The organism is Pseudomonas sp. Root562 (assembly GCF_001427125.1).
In the GTDB taxonomy this organism is placed as follows: Bacteria; Pseudomonadota; Gammaproteobacteria; order Pseudomonadales; family Pseudomonadaceae; genus Aquipseudomonas.
In genome coordinates this window covers 244,620-264,926 of the sequence record NZ_LMGK01000020.1, presented here as the reverse complement: position 1 = coordinate 264,926, position 20,307 = coordinate 244,620, and the positions used below count along the sequence as shown (strand labels likewise).

18 protein-coding genes are annotated in these 20,307 nt (G+C 50.0%); 4 read left to right on the top strand and 14 right to left on the bottom strand.

Features of this window, described 5'->3' with window-relative positions; genetic code table 11:
* Positions 1–59 precede the first annotated feature (59 nt).
* The 11 genes from ASD60_RS14890 to antA all read right to left on the bottom strand — a co-directional run bounded on the left by ASD60_RS14890 (position 60) and on the right by antA (position 11,713).
* The gene (locus ASD60_RS14890) at positions 60–1,370 is read right to left on the bottom strand and encodes a hypothetical protein (protein ID WP_056854725.1); all 1,311 of its coding nucleotides are present in this window, start codon (positions 1,368–1,370) and stop codon (positions 60–62) included.
* A 242-nt stretch (positions 1,371–1,612) separates the two neighbouring features.
* Positions 1,613–3,079 (bottom strand): aldehyde dehydrogenase family protein, encoded by a 1,467-nt coding sequence (locus tag ASD60_RS14885; protein ID WP_156386274.1) that lies wholly within the window; start codon positions 3,077–3,079, stop codon positions 1,613–1,615.
* A 110-nt stretch (positions 3,080–3,189) separates the two neighbouring features.
* Complete coding sequence (locus tag ASD60_RS14880; RefSeq protein ID WP_056854724.1) at positions 3,190–4,425, bottom strand: dienelactone hydrolase family protein; 1,236 nt, start codon at positions 4,423–4,425, stop codon at positions 3,190–3,192.
* Between the two features lie 23 nt (positions 4,426–4,448).
* Positions 4,449–5,243, bottom strand: coding sequence for an SDR family oxidoreductase (locus ASD60_RS14875; RefSeq protein ID WP_056854723.1), 795 nt, complete (start codon positions 5,241–5,243; stop codon positions 4,449–4,451).
* A complete protein-coding gene (locus ASD60_RS14870; RefSeq protein WP_056854722.1) occupies positions 5,243–5,833 on the bottom strand; it encodes an isochorismatase family cysteine hydrolase in 591 nt (196 codons plus the stop codon). Before ASD60_RS14870 ends, ASD60_RS14875 begins: the two co-directional genes overlap by 1 nt.
* Positions 5,833–6,366 (bottom strand): aromatic-ring-hydroxylating dioxygenase subunit beta, encoded by a 534-nt coding sequence (locus ASD60_RS14865; RefSeq protein ID WP_056854721.1) that lies wholly within the window; start codon positions 6,364–6,366, stop codon positions 5,833–5,835. The genes ASD60_RS14870 and ASD60_RS14865 overlap by 1 nt, the downstream gene beginning before the upstream one ends.
* Positions 6,356–7,687, bottom strand: a complete 1,332-nt coding sequence (locus tag ASD60_RS14860) for an aromatic ring-hydroxylating dioxygenase subunit alpha (RefSeq protein ID WP_056854720.1) — start codon at positions 7,685–7,687, stop codon at positions 6,356–6,358. The genes ASD60_RS14865 and ASD60_RS14860 overlap by 11 nt, the downstream gene beginning before the upstream one ends.
* Before the next feature lie 18 nt (positions 7,688–7,705).
* Positions 7,706–8,650: a PDR/VanB family oxidoreductase gene (locus ASD60_RS14855; RefSeq protein WP_056854897.1), complete on the bottom strand. Its 945-nt coding sequence runs from the start codon at positions 8,648–8,650 to the stop codon at positions 7,706–7,708.
* Between the two features lie 124 nt (positions 8,651–8,774).
* Entirely contained in the window at positions 8,775–9,794 is a 1,020-nt protein-coding gene (gene antC, locus ASD60_RS14850) for an anthranilate 1,2-dioxygenase electron transfer component AntC (protein ID WP_056854719.1), read from the bottom strand.
* Between the two features lie 19 nt (positions 9,795–9,813).
* Entirely contained in the window at positions 9,814–10,305 is a 492-nt protein-coding gene (antB, locus tag ASD60_RS14845; protein WP_056854718.1) for an anthranilate 1,2-dioxygenase small subunit, read from the bottom strand.
* Between the two features lie 4 nt (positions 10,306–10,309).
* Positions 10,310–11,713: an anthranilate 1,2-dioxygenase large subunit gene (antA, locus tag ASD60_RS14840; protein WP_056854717.1), complete on the bottom strand. Its 1,404-nt coding sequence runs from the start codon at positions 11,711–11,713 to the stop codon at positions 10,310–10,312.
* A 456-nt stretch (positions 11,714–12,169) separates the two neighbouring features.
* Between antA and ASD60_RS14835 the strand changes: the two genes are divergently transcribed.
* The 4 genes from ASD60_RS14835 (at position 12,170) to ASD60_RS14820 (ending at position 16,793) form a co-directional block, all read left to right on the top strand.
* Positions 12,170–13,180 (top strand): AraC family transcriptional regulator, encoded by a 1,011-nt coding sequence (locus tag ASD60_RS14835; RefSeq protein ID WP_082557596.1) that lies wholly within the window; start codon positions 12,170–12,172, stop codon positions 13,178–13,180.
* Positions 13,181–13,567: 387 nt separating this feature from the next.
* Entirely contained in the window at positions 13,568–15,025 is a 1,458-nt protein-coding gene (locus ASD60_RS14830) for a flavin monoamine oxidase family protein (protein WP_236708471.1), read from the top strand.
* Positions 15,026–15,428: 403 nt separating this feature from the next.
* Positions 15,429–16,187: a hypothetical protein gene (locus tag ASD60_RS14825; protein ID WP_056854714.1), complete on the top strand. Its 759-nt coding sequence runs from the start codon at positions 15,429–15,431 to the stop codon at positions 16,185–16,187.
* A gap of 351 nt (positions 16,188–16,538) precedes the next feature.
* Complete coding sequence (locus ASD60_RS14820) at positions 16,539–16,793, top strand: twin-arginine translocase TatA/TatE family subunit (RefSeq protein WP_056854713.1); 255 nt, start codon at positions 16,539–16,541, stop codon at positions 16,791–16,793.
* Between the two features lie 128 nt (positions 16,794–16,921).
* Here ASD60_RS14820 and ASD60_RS14815 read toward each other — a convergent pair whose 3' ends face one another.
* The 3 genes from ASD60_RS14815 to ASD60_RS14805 all read right to left on the bottom strand — a co-directional run bounded on the left by ASD60_RS14815 (position 16,922) and on the right by ASD60_RS14805 (position 20,268).
* Complete coding sequence (locus tag ASD60_RS14815; RefSeq protein ID WP_056854712.1) at positions 16,922–17,428, bottom strand: heme-degrading domain-containing protein; 507 nt, start codon at positions 17,426–17,428, stop codon at positions 16,922–16,924.
* Between the two features lie 287 nt (positions 17,429–17,715).
* Complete coding sequence (locus tag ASD60_RS14810) at positions 17,716–19,257, bottom strand: GMC oxidoreductase (RefSeq protein ID WP_056854711.1); 1,542 nt, start codon at positions 19,255–19,257, stop codon at positions 17,716–17,718.
* 15 nt (positions 19,258–19,272) lie between these two features.
* A complete protein-coding gene (locus ASD60_RS14805) occupies positions 19,273–20,268 on the bottom strand; it encodes a Gfo/Idh/MocA family protein (protein ID WP_056854710.1) in 996 nt (331 codons plus the stop codon).
* Positions 20,269–20,307: the final 39 nt, after the last annotated feature.

Genomic DNA, 20,307 nt, shown 5'->3' with positions numbered 1-20,307 from the left:
TCAAAGCGCGGGGCAAGTTTTTTTAAAAAATGACGGGTCGGTTAGAACCCGTCACCTCACTAGAATTTCACTTGGAGAATGAATTGTGAGTATACGTTGGTTCGGTTGTCACCCAATTGAGATCCGCCGCTTTCAATATCCTTGTCAGGTTTATAGAAGCCAACTAGGGGGATTGCTGAAATATGGTCCGTAACCTGCCACATGGCATACACATCTAGCTCTTTGCCGTCGAGATTTGAGAATGCACCAGCTGTGGAGCTTAAGGTATCAAATCGATAAGCCAATGCGCCTAATGTGAGTTTGTCCGTAGGGGTCAGCGTCAAGCCGACTTGCTGTATACGTGTATTGGTACTGAAGGGGCCTGAGTAGTTGCTAGCAACCTCTCCTTGGAACCAGGTTCCTAATGCCCTGAAGTTACCATAGAATAAAGTGTCGTACCCCTCGGAAAAACGGCTGAAACGATAGCTTACATAGGGGCGCCATGCTATATCAGAAAAAGTCCATCCTGCTTCCGTGTACCAGGCATTCTCGTCGCCAGTTGAGTTTCTATGTTGTCGCGCATACTCGCCGCTTAGAAACAAATTTGGATGTCCTAGATTGCCCTGCGCTCGCACAGATACCGTTCGGGTGCCTTTACGATCAATGAAGTCAAAGGCTTCGTCCGTATCTGTTACTTTCAAATATGTCAGCCCCACGGTCCCTAGGGCATTTACATTTTCAAGCGTTCCCGCAACTATTTCTGCTTTACCCTGAGCTGGGTTATCTGATTTGAGCCACATCAAATCGCTGCGGAGGCCTTCTTTGCCACCTATTTTTATGACGGCTGTCTCATCAAAAGCTTTTCGACCCGTAAGATAATAGGCCCCCCCTCGGTTGAATTTCCCATCTCCAAAAGACTTACCAAGGTTTAGCGCATCTCCAGCAATAAGGAAACCGTCACCAACGATGACATTTTGGCGGCCAACTGAAAGATCTAGGCCATCCTTACCAAGCAGCGAAAAAGCATTTCCTGATTTCCAGCCAAGGTAAGCGTCTTCAATCTTGGTGGTCCGTTCGGTTCCATCCGTCCAGCCTGCCGCATCGCCTTGTCCGTATGTGGCACTAGACAACCAGTTTAGCGCCCCATAAGTACTCTGCTCTGCATCACCTGTTGCAAACCAGCCGCTGAATCCATATTTTGCATAAGATTCTTGCCAGTCTTTTGATCCTGTTTTGATGTCACTGGATTGGGCATAACTTTTACGGCTATGAAATGCCCCTAAGGCCAATTCGAAATCCGCGTTCACAGCACCTTTATCTGACGAATATAACTCATAGGCTTCAGCTTTTAAGGAGGTCTGAAGTGCGGCGAGCATTATCAGAGTTCCCATTTTTTTATTATTTCTGACCACAGTTTGTACTCCGGGTAAGTTTCTACGCAATGTAGAGCGGTAAATGGAGTTAAAGCAGAACGGCAGGATTGGGATCCCTGGAATTTTAGAAAGTCCGAGACAAAGCTGATGTACTTGCTGCCTTCTGATTTTATTATTTTGAAGCAGCACCCGGCGATGCGGGCGTAGGAGTCTTATAGAAAGCCCCAGCCGATGGCGGTGGGGCTATTTATTGTTCCACTTTAGATAGGGAAGGCACGCTCGCCGAGTTGTAATGTGACCCATTTCAATTCGGTCATGTCGTGGATCGAATAACGACCATTTTCTTTGCCGTGTCCGCTCTCCTTAAATCCTCCGAAAGGTGCGTTCGGATCGTCGTCAAAAGAGTTGTCGTTGATGTGAACTGAGCCTGCTTCAATCCGAAGTGCAAAATCAAATGCTTTCTGAAGGTCATTGGTCACAATGCCGGAAGAAAGTCCGTAGGATGTGTCGTTCGCAAGCTCGACTGCGTGCTCGAAGTCTTTGGCCATATAAATGGAAACCAAGGGTCCAAAGCTTTCCTCGTTGTATACAGCCATTGATGGTTCAACATCGGTCAGGACGGCAGGCTGGAACAGATTTCCTTGATACTCTCCACCGGTTAGCAACGTCGCACCTTTGGACAGGGCATCATCGATCTGACCACGGATGAATTCGCACTGTTTGGAGTTGATCAACGGACCGACTATCGTTGAAGGATCTTTTGGATCACCGCAACGAATGGAGCGGACTTTCTCAACGAATGCAGCACAGAATTTTTCGTAGATCGCTTCTTCAACGATAATCCGAGAGTTAGCCATGCAAACCTGGCCTTGGTTGAAGAAAATGCCGAAAGCAGCGGCACTCACTGCGTAATCAAGCTTGGCGTCATTCAGGATTACGATAGGGCTCTTACCACCAAGCTCCAGAACGATTCGCTTCTGGAATTTCCCAGCAAGCTCAGACAGGTACTGGCCAACTTTCGCTGATCCCGTGAAAGTCACCATCTTGACGCGTTTGTCTGAGAAGAACTTATCACCCAGTGCTTCATTGGTGGTCGGCAGCACGTTGAAGACACCAGGTGGAACGCCTGCTTCTTCGAGAATTTCAGCAAACAGCAACCCAATCAGTGGCGTTTGCGGTGCCGGTTTCAGCAGGAATGCGTTGCCAGCGGCCAAGGCGGGGGCGAGTTTTTTCCCGTTTAACAGCAGCGGCGCGTTGAACGGGCCGACCCCTGCAATGACGCCAAGTGGCTGGCGAATGGACATTGAGATACGCCCAGCACCGTCAGCTGGCATGGTCTCTCCGCGTATGTCTCGTGCTTGTCCTGCTGCGATGCGGAATGCGCTGACCATGTAGTCGCATTCGAACATCGCTTTGCCGAACACATTGCCGCCTTCCTCGATGAGGATCTTCGCGATGTCACCGCGACGGCGCTCGATGATGTCCGCAGCACGGCAGAGAATGGCCTCTCGCTCTTTTGCAAGCGTTTTCCCCCAGGCCTTTTGCGCCTCGAATGCAGCCTCAATAGCGCTGTCGATGTCAGCCGCTGTCGCAAGCTTGACGCGAGCAATCGCTTGTTGGTTGTAGGGGTTGATCACGATCTGCTCTGGTTGGTCGTCGCTCTGCCAGGATTTACCATTGATATAAGGGTGGTAAATTTTCAGGTCTTTTATGGCTAAGTCGGTCATTGCAGCCCACCTATGATTCAAGTTTTACACGGAGAAAATGTTGCGAAACGTCGCGCCAAATTACTGGAGCCTGGTGGTCATCCGGTTACGGGGCCCCCGAGACCTTTGCGTCAGACGGGTTCGCTGTTCTTCCAGTTATCCATCAACGTGTTTGAGGGGAGCGACTCGTCCAGGAGCTTCTGTGCGGTGATCACCCCCGCAATCGGCAACCCCTCAGGGTTCAATAGGCCAATCTGGACCAGCACGCTCGCTTGGTCCCAGTAGATGTGCTCGTGGTACAGCTTGTCACCTCGGAATCTAACTACTCCCAGCATGGGAATTTCGACATATTTGCCTGTAGGGGCCACATTAGGGATCAACCAATCGATCTCCGTGGTGTGGGTAAAGCACATGATAAACTCATCGACAATCTGAAGTGCGCCCACTGTTCGCGACAGAGGAATGAGTTTCATATCCGGTGGGTTTCCGTGAACAAAGTGGTGCTGGTAGAAGCGGCTTAGCTCTTTGCTTCCGACCCCACCGGTCATCGTTGGGATGTGGTTGACGTATGGCTCAGCCACCATAGTCGCCATAGTCGCCGGAACGTCTCGCGTGTCGAACTCGTGCTTAACGTGCTCGTCCCACAAATCAGAAAGGTTGAAGTAAGGGCCTATCTCACGCTTCAATGCGGCGATAGTTCTCTCGTGCGCCATGAGTGCAGCAGGTTTGTCAAAGTGGACACTGCCAGCGCGAGCAAATGCGTGATCGACATTTGGATAGGTGTAGATTTCTGCACATTTATTACCCTTTAGCGCCGCATTAATTTTCGAGCGCGCCTCTGTGCCACAATATGCATCGTTTTCGGCAAAGTGCAGAACCAGTCGACCGGTAACTTCGCCCACTTCGTCGAGATACTCTTCGATTCCCATGCCGTAATACCCGACCGAGCAAGCTGCACGGGTACGTGTAGCTGTCAGGTAGGCTAGCTTACCGCCCATACAGAATCCCACATAGCCGAGGCCGTCGCCTTCGACTTGATCCAAGGATTCTAATTTGGCAAGGCTTGCAGCAATATCACGAACAGCCAGATCTACATCCATACGCTGGAAGAGGTCGATTGCTTTAGTGAAATCTTCTTCCGTGTAACCCAGGTCCACATCTCGCTCCAATCTCCAAAAAAGATCTGGCACTAGCGCGACATAGCCCTCTTCGGCGTAGAGGTCAGCGACTGCACGCATGTTAGCGTTGACACCGAAAATTTCTTGGCCAAGAACAACCCCAGGCCCCTTTCCGCTGGCGGGTACAGCGAGATAACCGCGAAACGATTGTTCTTTATCCAGGGTTTGGATGTCGATGAATTCGCCCATTATTTGTGCTCCTCTGAATTTAACTATTCGGAATCGGAATGACGCTGAAACCAGACGCGGGGCGATAGCCCTCTGTCCGGGCCAAGGATTGAAAATCCCCCATCGACTGGCACGTCCACACCAGTCATCCAAGAAGCTCCAGCGGTGCATAGAAACGCAACAACGTTACCGACCTCTTCACCGCGCCCTATCCGACCGAGTGGGTGGAAATCAGCACCCACGCGGTCCGCAAGCTCGACGTCGTTATTTGTCAGGCCTGCGACGGCGGGGGACCAAGTCCAGGCTGGGGATACGCTGAGAACACGGGTGCCTTTATCGGCCAAACTCACTGCGAAATTTTTTGTTAGCTGAAGCATTGCCGCTTTCGAGGCGGGGTAGAGTGCTCGGCCTGCTGCACCGAATTTCCCTCCGGTGCTCGTGATGTTCACAATGGTGCTTCCAGGTCTTAAAAGGGGAGACACTTTCTGCACAAACATTGCCGCGGAAATCACATTCACATTTAAGCTTTTGTGCCAGTCTTCGCGAGAGGACTCGATACCGTGATCGATATAAATACAAGCGTTGTTGACAAGAATGTCAATTTTCCCGAATTCATTGATCGTGTTATCGATGCACGTGTCAATGTCTTCATCGTTTTCGACATCGCACTCGGTGTAAGAAGCGCATGGCCCGAGTTGTTCGCAAAGTTCACGTCCAACGACCGCATTCCGACCCACAAGCATTACTTCGGCACCTTGTGCCAGCATGACCTTAGCAATATCTAGACCAAGTCCTTGAGTGCTCCCAGTTATGATTGCAACTTTTCCTGAAAGGCTCATTATTGCACCTCAATTAATTGACGGACGCTGGAAATTTTGGCGATCAAACTCATGCTTTTAAGTGATGCTTCATGGGTTGCGGGATCAGCAGCCGAACATGCGTCAGAGGGAACCACTACGTTGTATCCACAATCCACAGCGTGCCTTACCGTACTCTCTACAACTGAGTGAGTTGCTACACCTGCAATAATCAGCGTTCGAGCGCCAAGCATGTGCAAGAGTGCCTCCGCATGCGTACCATAAAAAGCATTGATACGCTTGTGAGTAATTACAAACTCCTTCCCATTTTCGTGCGGGCTTAGACAATCCAAGAACTCGGCACCCCATGATCCATCTATTACTGCACCTATCTTTTTTACGTTTTCCAAAATCGGGGCGTTGGCAATCAGGTCGGAATAATTACCACGATATGCAACCCGCGCGTGGATGATAGGCCAGCCGTTGTTACGAGCAACGCGTAGCAATTCGGTCGCAGCTGAAATCAGATTCGCGCGCCCCTCTCCATCAGTGTCTAGACCTACCTTGATTCGCCCATCCGCATGGAGGACGTCATTCTGGTAATGGAGAGCAATTACGACTGGCCGATCCATCAAACGAATACCTCCAGATTAGCGAATACGTCGTTGCAATTGACTAGGTCGACTCGCTTAAGCTTGATCTTCCAGCCGTCAACCTTGTTGCCGATAAGTTTGTAGGTATAACGTCCGGCGAGTTGACGCTGGTCGAGACGCCATTCGGTGGCTTGAAAAGAGGCACTTACGACAAGGAAGTCGTCTGCATCCAAGCCTTCGATGCACACGTTACCTACCAGGTGAGCCGTTTGAGTCTGTGGCTGCTGTGACCAGTTGCGAGCATTTTCCACCCGACGTATGCGAGTTTCACGCAGCATGCGGTTCTCCCAAAAGAGGGAGATGTGATCAAACGGGTTCACCTGATTGTGCTTTTGAGGTACCCAGTACATTCCGTCATCGGTGAATAGTTTATCCCACTCCCAAAACTTCCAACTGTCTAGAAGTCGAGCTTCCTTAAAGATAAACCGCTCGATCGAACGCAGGGTTTCTTCATCAACAATTGTAGCTGTCAGGTCGTCGGTTTTTACGTTGAAAGAGCGGTCAAGCAACATTATTGCTCTCCTTGGCGATGATGGTTCCAGTCATAAACTTCTTCCAGGCAGCAAACTGATTACGCATTGGAAGCTCACTTGTTCCATTGGTTGATACCGCACCATCTTCGAGAACTTTATCTGTGCCGACATAACGGTGCATGCTGATCCAGCTACCCCCTCTGGTCATGTTGCCTTCTTGGCAGCGTGCATAAACTTCAACGTCGTCTGGCATCACGTTGGAAGAAGGGGAGTTGATGACATTCGCGTAAGTAAGTGCACGGTCGAACACTACATCGGGTGCACCTTTGCAGCGGAAGGTCTGTATTTCGACCATGGTCTTATCGACCGAGACGGGACGAATAACCCGGAATTGCATGAATACGGTATGAGGCGAACCACTCCCGTAAATCACGGTGTTATGACGATTCATACCCATGATGTCACGAGCCCGATCTGCCCCGTATGCTTCACTCAGGCATTCGAAATGCGCACGCGATACTTCGTCCCGCTCAGCGGCGCCCGGATCGAAAATCGCTTCCATGTAGCCGTGGCCGTTGTGGTAAGCGCGAAGCTCCAATTTTTCCCAGAAGTCGTAGGGCTCGCCATTGCCGTCCATGATCAGGAGTTCGAACGGCATTTCGCCAATCGCCTCGGCTTCCTCACGCGCAGCATCAACGGATGACTCATGGGTTACACGAGCATGCATGGTGTCATGGAGGTTTTCGTAGAAAACTTTCCAGTTGGAGCGTTGCTGTACTCGAAAAATCCCACCGGCAACTTCAAGCTCACCGACAGGGGAGCGGTCGCACATGTTGTCAATTGACGTCACGACACCGCCGAGGAAAGTCTTAAGATCTTCGCCGTACGAAGCCTGGCTCGCGAATACAAAGCCGCGATAGCTATCAACTCGAGCCACGCTGACCATAGAGAAATCAGGGTGTTTAGGGTCATAGCAAGTTCCTTCGAATCCGCTCTTCAACGGGGCCGACAAGTGCGAGCCATCCAGCTTGAATGTCCAAGCATGGTAGGGGCAGCGGAAGAATTTGCCGACGTTGCCGTCACCGTCCGCGACTAATTTTGCCCCTTTGTGCGGGCAGCGGTTGTAGTGAACGTTCACCTGTCCATTCGGTGCACGGACCATTACAACATCTTGATCGCCAATACGAGTGGTGTGGTAATCACCTGGGTTTTTGACTTGGCTTTCGTGGCCCACATAAATCCATGCGTGGCCATAAATTCGCTCCATTTCAAGTTGAAAAAGAACAGGGTCGGTATAGACACTCTTATGCACACTATCTTCTCGAATCAAATCCGAGATTTGTTCATTCGTAGGAATCATTGTTCTCTCCGTTGCTTATTAGAGGTCAAGTACCAACTTGGAAGTTTTGGCACGAGAAACACATGTACAGAAGGCGCCGCTGGATCGCTCGCGATCAGATAGGCATATGTCACGGTGATCGGCTTCACCATCAATGATTTGACTCACACATACACCACAGTCGCCGCGTCGGCAGTCAAACATCGGATCTAAACCTGCTTCAATCATCACATCCAGCAGGTTTTGGCCCGCATTAACTGCCAGTGTCACGCCACTTGCGCGAAGTTCCACTTCAAATGCTTGATCACCTTCCTCTTCAAGGGATCCGGCGAAAAGTTCGTAGTGGACGTGTTCTTCGAGCCAGCCGAGCTCCCGAGCTATTTGGATCACAGAGGTGATCATCTCTGTTGGGCCGCATATGTATAGGTGAGTTCGTGCACCGGGGTTGGCTAAAACCGTTGATGCGGGAAAACGTTTAGTTGCATCTCCGCCGCTGATCCAACACCGACTTTTGTCGAAACACTTAACTTCGTCTAAGTAAGCCATGTCCACTGCATCACGGCCTGCGTAATGCAGGGTGAAGTCTTTTCCGGACTCCGTCAACGCACGACCCATGCTCAACATTGGTGTGATGCCAATACCTCCTGCAATGAGCAGGTATTGCTCAGCGTCCTCTATTAGAGGGAAGTGGTTACGAGGTGGGTCGACCTCAATAACTTGGCCCTCTGTGAGGCTGTGCACCCACTTTGAACCACCAGTACTTTTGTCATCGAGTTGTACCGCAATTTCATAGTGGTTATGCGCCGACAAATTCACGATTGAATATGCGCGTTTCTGCTTCCGCTCACCAGGAATATGCAGCTCTAGATGCGCGCCTGGGGTGAATTCAGGCAGCTTTTCCCCATCATTGGCTGTAAGCACAAGTCGCCGAATGCGGGGAGTAAGAGCTTCAATTTTTTCTACTTTTAATGATAATTTGGACATAGGAAACCTGCGCATATAACAAGCGATCATTAAATTTAACTGGTAGTCCGGTCCCAGTGATTATTTTTAACGATGTTTCTCAATCAGTGGAAGAATCAGCAAATAAGCCAAGGCCTAAAATAGATTAGGTATTGCTTTCGGTGAACTTTTCAAAATACATCCGGACTGACGTTAGTTTTTTATCCTGGTGCCATTTCTTTATGGACTCCACCATTGGGGGAGGGCCGCACATGTACATGTCAAATGGTGTGTCAGACGTTTCGTACGGCAGGAGATGCTCAGGAATAAACCCCTTTTTCCCCGGCCACTTCTCATCCGCATCGCTAAGAACCGGCGTGAAATCGAAGTGTCTAATTTTTTTCTTGTATGCCTCGATGCGAGGTATTTCGCACAAATCTTGTTCGGTCCGAACGCCATAGAAGAGGTGGATTGGGAAACCTGAGCCGCCTTTCTGCGCCAACTGATCGAGCATGCCCAGAAAAGCGGAAAGGCCTGTTCCGCCTGCGGCCATTATCAGCGGACGGTCAATATGCCTCAGATAAAAGGCTCCCAATGGCGCCTCCATCTTGATCGTATCGCCAACTTTGCAACGATCTCGCATATAGTCTGTCATCACGCCACTGGGCAAGAGGCGTACCAAAAACTCAAGAGTCCGACTTCCAGGTGCACAGGCGAATGAATAGGAGCGGCTGTGCTCGGTATGCGGAACTTGAATCCGCGCATACTGGCCCGGGAGATAATTCAAAGGAGCTGCATCGGACCCTATTTCGACCTTCAGTATCGCAGTGCTCTCAGATACCTGAATTACTTCAGTGACGGTAGTTGTTACTTCAGCTGTTCCTTGGCTTCCACAGAGGGTCGAGTCGAAATCAAAGTAGAATGACGCGTCAGACTGCACTCTCGTCTGGCAAGACAGGACCTTACGCTCTGCCAGATCCTGCTCCGAAAGAGCCTCCTCATCCACATAGTCTTGAGTGTAACTACCCGATTCGCAACGGCCTTGGCAGGTCGCGCAAACCCCTTCGCGGCAATCCAAGGGGATCTTGATTCCACTCTTGAGTGCAGCGTCTAACAAAATTTCGTTAGGCTGGACCGGGCAAAACAGTGTCTTGCCGTCAGCGAAGTTCAACGCAACCTTGTACATGACTTAACCTTTCTGCGACTCAAATGTGGTAGAAATCCAGCACCGAATTGATCGTGTCATTCAGTAGCACGGTATGTTTCTTTGAAATCAACCAACTATCACCATGAGGCCGAAGTGTGTAAGTGGCTCGTCCAAAAAACTGTTCGGCGGTGGACTGGCGGTAATACAAAGTTTGCCAATTCACACGTACTTCGAGATCACCACCTTCCAATGGGTGGATGCGCACGTTATTAATCTGATGCAAAGTTCTGGGCATTGGTGTCGCAGAGGCAGCTTTGCCCGTGCGAATACGGAAAACACGGTCTTCCAGGCCCCCGCGATTCGGATAGTAGATCAGCGACATTCCGCGCTTTGGGTCTGTAGTGTAAACATGTTCAGAGTCCCACTGCGGCAGATGGAATACGCTGTCCTCACTGAACAGTGCCAAATATCCATCCCAATCTTGGGCATCGCAAAGCTCTGCTTTTTTGAACAAAAATTGTTCGATCTGGTATTGGAGTTCGAAGTTCATCTGCTTATACCTCTTTCAGTTTCAGCGCTTCGGCATCGGCCGCTTTACGCGCGAGACCGTCAAGAAGAAACTTCTGCCAGTTTCCATGCTGGTTGACGTACAGGCCTTCGTGCGTGAATTCGGCACCAATCATGGCGGGTGAAATCCCGATGGTCTCAGTGTTTTTAGTCGGACCAGTTGTCCACTTGTCACGACCTCGAGAAATGTCACTCCAGCGCTCAAGGCGGGCTTGGAATCCGCGCTGGGCTTCACGAAACTCTACAAGGTCGTCCGGCGTGCCCATTCCGGAAACGTTGAAGAAGTCTTCGAATTGGCGGATGCGATTTTCGCGGTCGGCATCGGACTCTCCCACCACGCCTAGGCAAAAACTGTTGATTTCCGTCTTATCCCAAGCGATTGGACGGATGATCCGCAACTGCGAACTGATTTGATCCAGGAAAAACATGCTTGGGTAAACGTTCAGGTTCCTCAGGCGGTGCATCATCCATTCAGCTTTGTCTTGGCCATACTCCTCGACCAAACGAGGCATGATGGTGGCGTAACCCGGGCGAACTTCTGGATTTGGCATGTCGCTAAACAGGACGCTATGCCCGTTGTTGAAGGCGAACCAGCCATCGTCAGTTTCGGTATCGCCAGCTCCCAACTTGCTGTAATCAAGGGTGTCGCCGGAGTCAATGCCTTTGGACGCGTTAACCTGCTGTCGATGCTGTACGGTCGACACATAATTGTAGTGGACGGTACTTACGTGATAGCCATCGAGGCCGTTCTCGTTTTGCAACTTCCAGTTACCATCGTAGGTGTACGCCGACTTGCCAGGAAGAACCTCCAGTTCACCCGTAGGAGATTGGGCAACCATCATGTCGAAGAATACTTTTGCGTCGCCCAAGTAATCTTCAAGCGAGTCCGTACCCTGTACGTTAAGGCTAACGAATACGAAGCCCTTATAGCTTTCAATGCGTGCCTTCTTCAAGCCGCGAGTTGCTTTGTCGAAGTCTTCGCCGTATTCAGTCGGGGCTTTTACTTTTACGAGCCTCCCATCGCTTTTGTAGCACCAAGCGTGGAATGGGCAGGTAAAGGTGGACTGGTTTCCTTTCCCGACACGAGTCAAAGTAGTGCCGCGATGTTGACAGGCATTTATTAATGCATTCAACTTGCCTTCGCCATCACGGGTGATAATTAGAGGTTGGCGTCCCGCACGCATTGTAACGAAGTCATGTTTGTTTGCGATTTCGCTTTCATGGCATGCGTAAATCCAGTTATTTTCGAAGATTAATTCCATCTCCAGGTCGAAAAGTTCTGGCTCTGTAAACATATCGCGAGCGACGCGGTAGATGCCTTCTTCACTCCGGAAGTCTAAGCAACTTTCGATATATTCTTGCCACTGGCTAATATCACGCATACGGCTCATAGGTAGATCCTCAATCGTGCGGCTATGCAGGGTTCCATTAGAAGGGGGCAGCAGCGATTGGTCTATCCGGTTTGTAGATGACTTAAATCCACTAATTGTGATCGATAAAATTGGTGGTTTTATACAATCATATGCCGTCGAATTGCATAAGGATGATAATCATTATTTTTTATCGCAGTGCTACTTATTGAGTAGATTGGTGTCAATAACTAACACCTAGCCAATTTCGTTCGGTAACAAGTGGTGCAATCAATTGGCTTTTATGCTCTGAAATGGTGCACAAAGTGTTACTGCGCGAAGGATAATTGGCGTTGAGCATGGGTATTATCCATTTAGTCGGATAGGGATGTCCGGATAGGTAGATTTTCGGCATGATCAGTTCTGTGGCATACGTCTTGCTGTCCTCCAGGTACGCGCCGAAGAGCGCATGTCATCCATAATCGTGGAGCCTTGCTAATGACTGAGTCTCATGTCGTTACCCATAGTGATATCCGAATCAACAGCTATGACATGGCAGGAGCCCGAGCATGGATGGAGGAAGTATGCGGTCCCCACAGTCTTCAGAGCGCCCAGCCTGATCGGGTGTCTTTTCGGCATAGTGCGAGGGTCTTTCGGTCGTATGCGACAACGCTGGGCACCATGGAATACGGGGCTGACGTCCGAATCGGAGTCGAAGGATCCGAGCATCTGGACAGCTACAGTTTAAGTTTGCCTATTGTTGGCGAGCAGGAGCTGCTTTATCTGGGAAACCGTATCCACTCGAATAGGAGCATTGGTGTCATCGTCTCGCCCTTTCACAGCCAGGAGCTATCCATGGCAGGTGATTGCAAAAAACTCTCTGTGGTTATCCCACGCGTAACCATGAGGTTGGCTCTGGAAGAAATCCTAAAGCGTCCGGTTGAAATCCCTATCAATTTTGATCCGGTGATGGACGGACAGGCTGGTGCCAGCGCCTCTTGGTGGCGCCTGATAGGGCACTTCGTCTCGGAACAGGAGGTTGGAGGAGCTGTATTCGATCAAACGCTATTTTCCAGAGATATTGAAGCGTCTCTCGTTCGAGGGCTAATTTTGGCTCAAAAGAATAACTATACCGATGAAATCCAGGAGTGTTTGATCGGTAAGCTACCAAGTTATTTGTTGAAGGCTAAAGACTTCATTCACTCCAATGCGCAGGAAGATATTCGGCTAGAGGATATTGAACTTGCGGCAGGAGTTTCGAGGTTTAAGCTTTTCGATGGGTTTAAAAAACATATGGGCATGTCCCCTATGGCCTACCTAAAAAAGCTACGCCTATCTGAAGTGCGTAAGCAGTTGCTAAAGGGGGGCAGGGGTATAAATATTTCAACTGTGGCAACTGAGTGGGGGTTCAATCATTTGGGCCGATTCGCAAGTGAGTATAAAAAGCTTTTCAACGAAATCCCAAGTGCGACAATGCATCGAAATGATAATAGTCGTGCGCATATGTGACAGTTTCGTATTTTGATCGCGTGCCCTTAATGCGTTTTGAAATTTTTAGGATGGCCTGGCTGATTGATGATCCCAGGCCATTTTTTGTGATTGTTTTTGGTTTCTCACTGCTAAAGTATTAATTGGCACAAAAGTGCTGTAGGTGTGATCCGCATTTTTTGGCTTGGTGCAAACTTTTTGGATCATTTTGCTAAGTTTTAGGATTGCCCCGATGTGCAGTGTCATGTGGAATAGACCTGTGCGGTAGTATTAGTTGGAGGAGGGACTTCCGTGCGGCTTCCAATGTTCTATACTCTCGTGATGCGTGAAAGTATAAAAAGGCCGACGCTCACTTTCTTTGGTTAGCCGAAGCTAGGCGCGTTTTTATCTATGGGTGCGAGATTAATAATGTCTACTAACGATAAAGATCCAGAACAAAAAACACCTTTGCAACTTAGCCGGCGTAGCACTTTGTTGGGTATGGCTCTGGGTGCAACAACGTTAGCGGCTTCTTCTCTGGTGCGTGCAGCCGCATCAGACAATAGTAAAACCAGCCAACATAAAGGTGCTTATGATGTGATCATCATTGGTGCTGGAATGGCGGGCTCAACGGCCGCTCGCGAATTGGGGGCCCAAGGGAAAAAATGTTTGGTATTGGAAGCTCGCAATCGCCTCGGTGGTCGTACCTGGACGGCTGATATTTTCGGTCAGCAGTCCGAAGTTGGTGGCCAATGGGTCCATTGGTACCAGCCTCACGTTTGGGCTGAATTGAAGCGGTATGGACTCGAAATTGATGAGACGCCAGGCGCGAACCCTACCTATGGCACTGTACTCATCAACAATGAGCTGAAAAACGTCGACCCGGCTGACTCCTTTGCAATGCTGGACAAAGGCATGAAGGTTTTCTGCGGCGACCTGATCAATGCGTTCCCACGTCCCTATGATCCAAATTTCGATCTGAGCTTCTTGAAACACGACGATATCTCCATCGCTCAGCGTCTGAAGCAGATCGATCTGGATATCACTACCCATACCATCCTTGAATCCTTCTTCGCCACGGCAGTAAGTGGCAGCCTGGAAACTGCGGGAATGTTGGATCAGATTCACTGGTACGCCCGCGCAGACAATGACATGGGCAGGCTTCTGCGGGCTTGCACTCAGTACTACATCAAGTCGGGTACATCTTCGCTTATCAATAGCATGCTGGATGAGAGCAAAGCGGACGTACGTAAAAGCATGCCTGTCCGTAAAGTCGAGCAGAATGCGAGCGGAGTCACGGTAACTACTCAAAGCGGAGAGGTTTTCAAGGCCAGTGCTTGCGTAGTAGCTATGCCGATGAATTGCTGGAATGACATCGAATGGTCTCCTGCATTGCTGCCAGGCAAAGTTGCCGCGAGCAAAGAACGCCATGTAGGTGCCGGCTTTAAGCTGAAGATCAAAGTCAAAGGAAACAAGGGTGCCTACCAGAGTCTGGCCGGGGTAGGGCACCCGGTAAACATGGTGTACACCGATCATTTCTATGACGATCACACTACGCTTTTCTGCATGGGATACCCGACTCCTGGCTTTGACTACAACAACAAAGATCTCGTGCTCAAGGAGGTCGAGAAGCTGCTGCCTGACGCTGAAGTTCTGGATACGTTCGCTTATGACTGGAACAATGACCCTTACTCCAAAGGTAGCTGGTGTGACTATAAGGTAGGGATGTGGAGCAAATACGGAGCTGACATGCGGAAGACCGAGGGCCGAATCGTTTTTGCAGGTTCAGATGTTGCGGATGGATGGCGTGGTTTCATCGACGGAGCCATCGAGACAGGGCTCCGTGCTGGTCGAGTCACGTCCGAGCTACTTACTAGCAAGGCGTGATTAGATTCAGTTTTATGACAGTCGTGATCGCGCTACTTCCTTGCAGCGCGGTTGCTAGTCAGATGGAGTGTGACCCCGTGCAAGTCGAGCGGAGCTGGAGTCAGTGCTCTGTATGTCATTCGGTAGTTAAGGGAGATGACACCAAGTTCGGTCCGAACCTCCATGGAGTTTTGGGGCGGATTTCGGGAGCCTTTCCGGGATATGTTTTTTCTACAGCAATGACACAAAGCCGCCTAAAATGGGCACCTAGCACGATTGACTTGTTTTTGACTGATCCACAGTCCTTGGTTCCTGGCAATGGTATGCCCTACGGTCCGATATCGGACCCCGGTACGCGTGCTGCAATAATTTGCAAACTCGCGAATTCTAATAATTAGCCTCTGGCTGCAGAAGGGATTAAAAAATGAATCCAGCTCTCACTCATTTCACGCGAAATCGTTTTTTATTGCTGCTAAACATTTTGGCAGTATTCCTTTGTTTCAACACTGTCTACCTAGCCATCCAAGCAGGCAGTTTTGAGTACGAAGCCACGGGTAACATTGTTGGTCAACTCGATGTTGGTGTCGCCGGTTCACCGAACCTCAAGTGGATGATGCTCAGCGACATGTTTGGCTTCTATCTTTTCAGCATACCCTCAGGATTGTATCTCTGGTTTGCGCTCAGAGAAGATCGACCGTATTTGCTATCAGTCTCCACGGTCGCAGGTATCCTTTTCGGATTGGTAGGTGCCATCGGCGCGGCGATCCTTTCTGTTGTCTGGCCAGTCCTGACCATTTTGCACGCGACGTCCAACGATCCCGCTGCTCAACTGGTTACCCAGGAAATTTTCCGGATACTGACAATGGCTGTTCAGGACGGTATGTGGGGTCGATTGGAGTTTTTCTTGTCGGGCGTATGGTATCTCGGTCTTTCGATAATTTTGTGGCGGCACAAAAAAGCTTTTGCAGTCGTGGTGTTCCTCAATGCTGTTTGCGCCTTGGTTTCGAGCTTCGGAAAAGTGCTTGATATGGGCGAGTTAGCTGGTTTAGCACTAACAGGCGTAACTTATGTCACGCCGCTGTTCTACATTTGGCTTGGTGTTATAGCCTGGCGTGGGCCCGTCGCAAATGTAGCAAAGAAATCGGAAACAGTAAGTTCGAATGGCGTTGCACATGGCTCTTGATGTGTAGTCAAAAGTTTGCATCAAAGTTCGTGAGTGGAGATCAGGGAGCCTAGTTCCAGCAGGGCGCCATAACAAATGTTTTTTTGGAATGCAAGAGTCGCGTTGTAGCGACTCTTGCTAAATGGGTTTCATCTTACTCCTTTGGTGGTAGTGCCTTCAGCTATCGAAGGCACTTTTTTTGGTGCGAGTCATTATTATGTAAAAATATGAAATTAATTGTCGTTTCTTCTCCAAGAGCGGCTCTACTTTCGAAACTAATTGTTGATTGTTCTGAGTTATTTCCCTTAATTGGATGAGGCTTTGTTCTCGTCTAAACTTATTAAATAACAGTTCAGGTTAAAGGTGGATGAGATGGGTATCATGGATTGGAAGCATTGGATCGTAATATTGGTAGTTGTGGTTTTGGTCTTCGGCACGAAGAAACTTAAAGGGTTGGGTGCCGATGTTGGTGAGACGATTAAGGGTTTTCGAAAGGCGATGAATGATGATGACACTGCCCCTGATAAAACCCAGGCTCAACCATCAATCAGAGCTCAGTCACATCAGACAGCTAGTACTTCGAGCTATCAGAATGCTGAGACTTCTATCCGCGCCGCTACTGAGTGATTGGTAGTTGATTTTTACGCGTGAGATTAGAACACTGCTGTCGCACTAACAAGGATTGCAGCGGACAAATGCTCATGCCTAACCATTAACTCCCTACAAGAGGCAGGTTTCCTCTACGGTAACTCTTTCTAGGCGACGTCTTTATCTGATAAAGCAAACTCTGCTTGATCATATCCGAGCAGATTGCAAAGTACTTCAACGATGATTTGATGATCTTGACGGTCAGGCAGGCCCGAAACAGTCACGCTGCCGATAACCCCAGCTCCTTGAACAATGATTGGAAAGCCCCCACCACAACTGGCGAAATCAGTAGGGGAAATATGGTAGCGCTGCAGAATGTCCTGCTCCTCAATAGCGAGCTGGTGGGCGACTCGATAAGTGCTGCAGAGGAAGCGTTGCACGGTGTTCGTTTTTCGCCGTACCCAGTCGTGATTATCCGAAGTCGCCCCGGGCCTGGCCGCAAAAAATAATGCACGGTCGAATCGTCTTACGTCGATTACAATTGGCAATTCCTCATTTACTGCCCGTTCGTGCAGTAGCGAGCCTAGCTGCCACGCCGTGTTTTCATCGAAACCGCTGAACTGGAGCGCTTCTTCCTGTCGAACCAATAATGCGAGTTCTTCCTTCAAATTCATTGCAGTACCTCCATCGGTACAAGGGCGCTCAATGAGTTGGATCGCCTTTGGTTTCAGCGGATGTAACTCCCTCCATTAACGTCCTATGTCGCGCCTTTCAGCGAGGCCCGCCATTTACGCAAAACCAATGCTACGAGCTAAGCGACTTCTTCAGGTTTTGCCATTTCATCGATTGGAAAATCAGCGACAGCTGCCGGCTTACCATGGGAGGCAGAGAAGCTCTTTGGCGGAGGGCCTCGCAGGACACGCCGATAGCCATTGACATTCAAAGGCTATCTGGCGCTTTTTTAGGACATTAATGCTTGTGATTTGAGGTCAGTAACAGCCTTTAAGTCTACAAGTGATATGTGTTCCGCCACTCTTAGAGCCTGAGCTGCAATCGTTAGCGAGGGGTTCACTGCGGCAGAAGTCGGCATGAAGCTGGCGTCGACGACAAACAGGTTCTGGTGGTCGTATGAGCGGCAGTAGATATCCAGCGGCGCGCTGGCAGAATCATTGCCCATTCGGATGGTTCCGCACTGATGCGAAGGCGTGCGTTTATCAAACGGGCGCGTGAGAACAATAGGGAATCCCGCCTCTTTGAGAACTTTTTTGAACGTGTTGACGAGGGTTAGGTGGGCATTCCAGTTGGTACGCTCCCAGGTAAGAACAGTGCGATCGCCTTCAACGGTCACCCGGTTGGTGGGCGAGGGGAGATCCTCACTCATTGCGTAAAAGTCCACGCAGTGACGGCTGAATTTATTCAGTATCCATTCCGGGACAAGCGGCATGCTTCCTTTCAGAATCGCACCGGAAATCCTGCCTAAGAGCTGAATATTCCCCAAGGGATATCCACCATTGCTGTCGGAAAGGTAGAAATCGTCAATTCCAAATGATTTCTGATAGATCGAGCTGTTCACGAAGCTCGGGCTAAAACCGATCACAGCTGAAGCATTATGATTCATAAAATTTCGGCCGACTTGGTCAGAGCTATTTGCAAGACCTGCAGGGTGATTGCCATCCGCTGACCTCAGGAGCAAAGCAGCCGACTGAACTGCTCCGGCGCTAAGGATGACCAGTTTGGCTTTCATCTGATGAACAGCGCCATCCTTTCGAAATTCAACGGCAGTGATAGGGCCATTTTTTGTACATGTCTTCAGTGCAACGACAGCTGCCCCCGTTATAAGGCTGACGTTTTCGTACCCGAGCGCAGTATTGAGTGCAGCAGTTTCAGCATCCATTTTCCCCTCGTTGCTATGAGGGTGGGCGTCCCATGGGGTGGCCCGATTTGCTATCCAGCGATCAATGTCTACGCCGAGGGGCAACGAATAGGGGTGAAGCCCCTTGGCTGACAGCCGGCTCCGAACTTCAGAGATAGATGGCTCATCTGGTACAGCCGGATAATCATATGGGCGCGAGTGGAACGGCTCGGTTGGATTCTGGTGAAGCGCTCCCCGAACTTTGTAGAGTGATTCTGCGCGGCTATACCAGGGCTCCAACTCCTCATAACTGAACGGCCACGCAGGAGATACCCCCTCCTGATGTTCCATTTCCTCAAAGTCTTCTTTTCGGTACCTTGCTAACACGGCGCCGTAGAACTTCGAGTTACCACCCACGTTGTAGTAGTTGCCAGGACTGAATGCTTTGCCGTTCTCCTCGTACCAAACCTCTTTTGGACGGAAGAATTGCTTCTGGAAAATAGCTCGTTGGTCTATGTGCTCAGGACAGTTATTCAGGTGTTCGCCAGCCTCGAGGATTGTGATGCGGGCACCGGAGGGGGCAAGCCCGGCTGCTACTGTCGCCCCTCCTATGCCAGATCCGATGATGATGATATCAGGGCACTCTTTCATGCTGCCTCCGACGGTTCAGCCGTGAGCTACTGGAGTGGCTCGGCCAGATTGTGCGGCCTGAACGACGGCTATGCCGGTGGCCAATGACCAAATGCCGTCGTGCCCTGTCGCTGCAGGTTGCGCGCGCCCGGCTACAGCCTCACCGAATTGGCGGAACCCGGACTCATAAAGATTGACGTGCTCCAGAATCATCTTGCGTGTTCCTTGGGCGTTAACCAAAGACACTTCACCCACTGGTTTTTGAGTCATCACATTACGCGCTACCAATGTTCCTTCGGTGCCAATAATTTCCAACCCGGTGTCTGCGTGCTTAGCGGTGAATGAGTCATGAAATTGAGCGATCAAGCCAGACTTGAAGCGCATGACACCCATGACAGAATCGGGTAAACCTGTTTTGCTCAGGACGCCCGTTTGAGTAAAGGCCGTGACCTCTACAGGATCATCATTCAGGATGTAGCGTAAGGTATCCGCATCATGAACAGTGATGTCCAGGATGACCCCACCACCTTCGGCTCCTTCGGCGATCCGCCAGCCTTGCAAGTGAGGTGGAAGAGATACTGCGTGAAACACTCGTGCTGCCAGCGGTTTACCGATCAGGCCACTTTGGACGGCTTGCCGCATTGCGGTATGACTAGCTGCATTGCGCAGGTGGTGATTGGTAGCAAAAACCAATCCAGCATCTTGCGCCGCTTTAACCATCTCATGTGCGTCTTCAAGGCTTAGCGCCAATGGTTTCTCGCACATCACGTGCTTGCCTGCACGTATTGCGAGCAACGCTTGCTCTTTATGTAGGTGATTTTTTGTGGAGATATATACCGAGTCCACATCGGGATTCTCAAGCAGTGCATTAATGTCACTGCTGTATTGAACAATTTCGTTGCTTTGTGCAAATTCCTTTGCTCGCTGATCGTCAGCGCTGACGACTGCAATCACATCATCTCCGACAGCGCGGATAGCCGAAATCACCCATTCTTTGGCGATGGTGCTTGCACCGATTAGTCCCCATTTCATCGTTTATTCCTCTTGTAGTTGTTAAATGTGATCTTGAGA

Bases quoted from the DNA above. Each gene is read 5' to 3' on its own strand.
- ASD60_RS14880 (WP_056854724.1), bottom strand. From the start codon at position 4,425: ATGGGCGAATTCATCGACATCCAAACCCTGGATAAAGAACAATCGTTT.
- ASD60_RS14885 (WP_156386274.1), bottom strand. From the start codon at position 3,079: ATGACCGACTTAGCCATAAAAGACCTGAAAATTTACCACCCTTATATC.
- ASD60_RS14820 (WP_056854713.1), top strand. From the start codon at position 16,539: ATGGGTATCATGGATTGGAAGCATTGGATCGTAATATTGGTAGTTGTG.
- ASD60_RS14890 (WP_056854725.1), bottom strand. From the start codon at position 1,370: ATGGGAACTCTGATAATGCTCGCCGCACTTCAGACCTCCTTAAAAGCT.
- antB (WP_056854718.1), bottom strand. From the start codon at position 10,305: ATGAACTTCGAACTCCAATACCAGATCGAACAATTTTTGTTCAAAAAA.
- ASD60_RS14875 (WP_056854723.1), bottom strand. From the start codon at position 5,243: ATGAGCCTTTCAGGAAAAGTTGCAATCATAACTGGGAGCACTCAAGGA.
- ASD60_RS14855 (WP_056854897.1), bottom strand. From the start codon at position 8,650: ATGTCCAAATTATCATTAAAAGTAGAAAAAATTGAAGCTCTTACTCCC.
- ASD60_RS14860 (WP_056854720.1), bottom strand. From the start codon at position 7,687: ATGATTCCTACGAATGAACAAATCTCGGATTTGATTCGAGAAGATAGT.
- ASD60_RS14805 (WP_056854710.1), bottom strand. From the start codon at position 20,268: ATGAAATGGGGACTAATCGGTGCAAGCACCATCGCCAAAGAATGGGTG.
- ASD60_RS14870 (WP_056854722.1), bottom strand. From the start codon at position 5,833: ATGGATCGGCCAGTCGTAATTGCTCTCCATTACCAGAATGACGTCCTC.
- ASD60_RS14815 (WP_056854712.1), bottom strand. From the start codon at position 17,428: ATGAATTTGAAGGAAGAACTCGCATTATTGGTTCGACAGGAAGAAGCG.
- ASD60_RS14835 (WP_082557596.1), top strand. From the start codon at position 12,170: ATGACTGAGTCTCATGTCGTTACCCATAGTGATATCCGAATCAACAGC.
- ASD60_RS14810 (WP_056854711.1), bottom strand. From the start codon at position 19,257: ATGAAAGAGTGCCCTGATATCATCATCATCGGATCTGGCATAGGAGGG.
- ASD60_RS14830 (WP_236708471.1), top strand. From the start codon at position 13,568: ATGTCTACTAACGATAAAGATCCAGAACAAAAAACACCTTTGCAACTT.
- ASD60_RS14825 (WP_056854714.1), top strand. From the start codon at position 15,429: ATGAATCCAGCTCTCACTCATTTCACGCGAAATCGTTTTTTATTGCTG.
- ASD60_RS14865 (WP_056854721.1), bottom strand. From the start codon at position 6,366: ATGTTGCTTGACCGCTCTTTCAACGTAAAAACCGACGACCTGACAGCT.
- antC (WP_056854719.1), bottom strand. From the start codon at position 9,794: ATGTACAAGGTTGCGTTGAACTTCGCTGACGGCAAGACACTGTTTTGC.
- antA (WP_056854717.1), bottom strand. From the start codon at position 11,713: ATGAGCCGTATGCGTGATATTAGCCAGTGGCAAGAATATATCGAAAGT.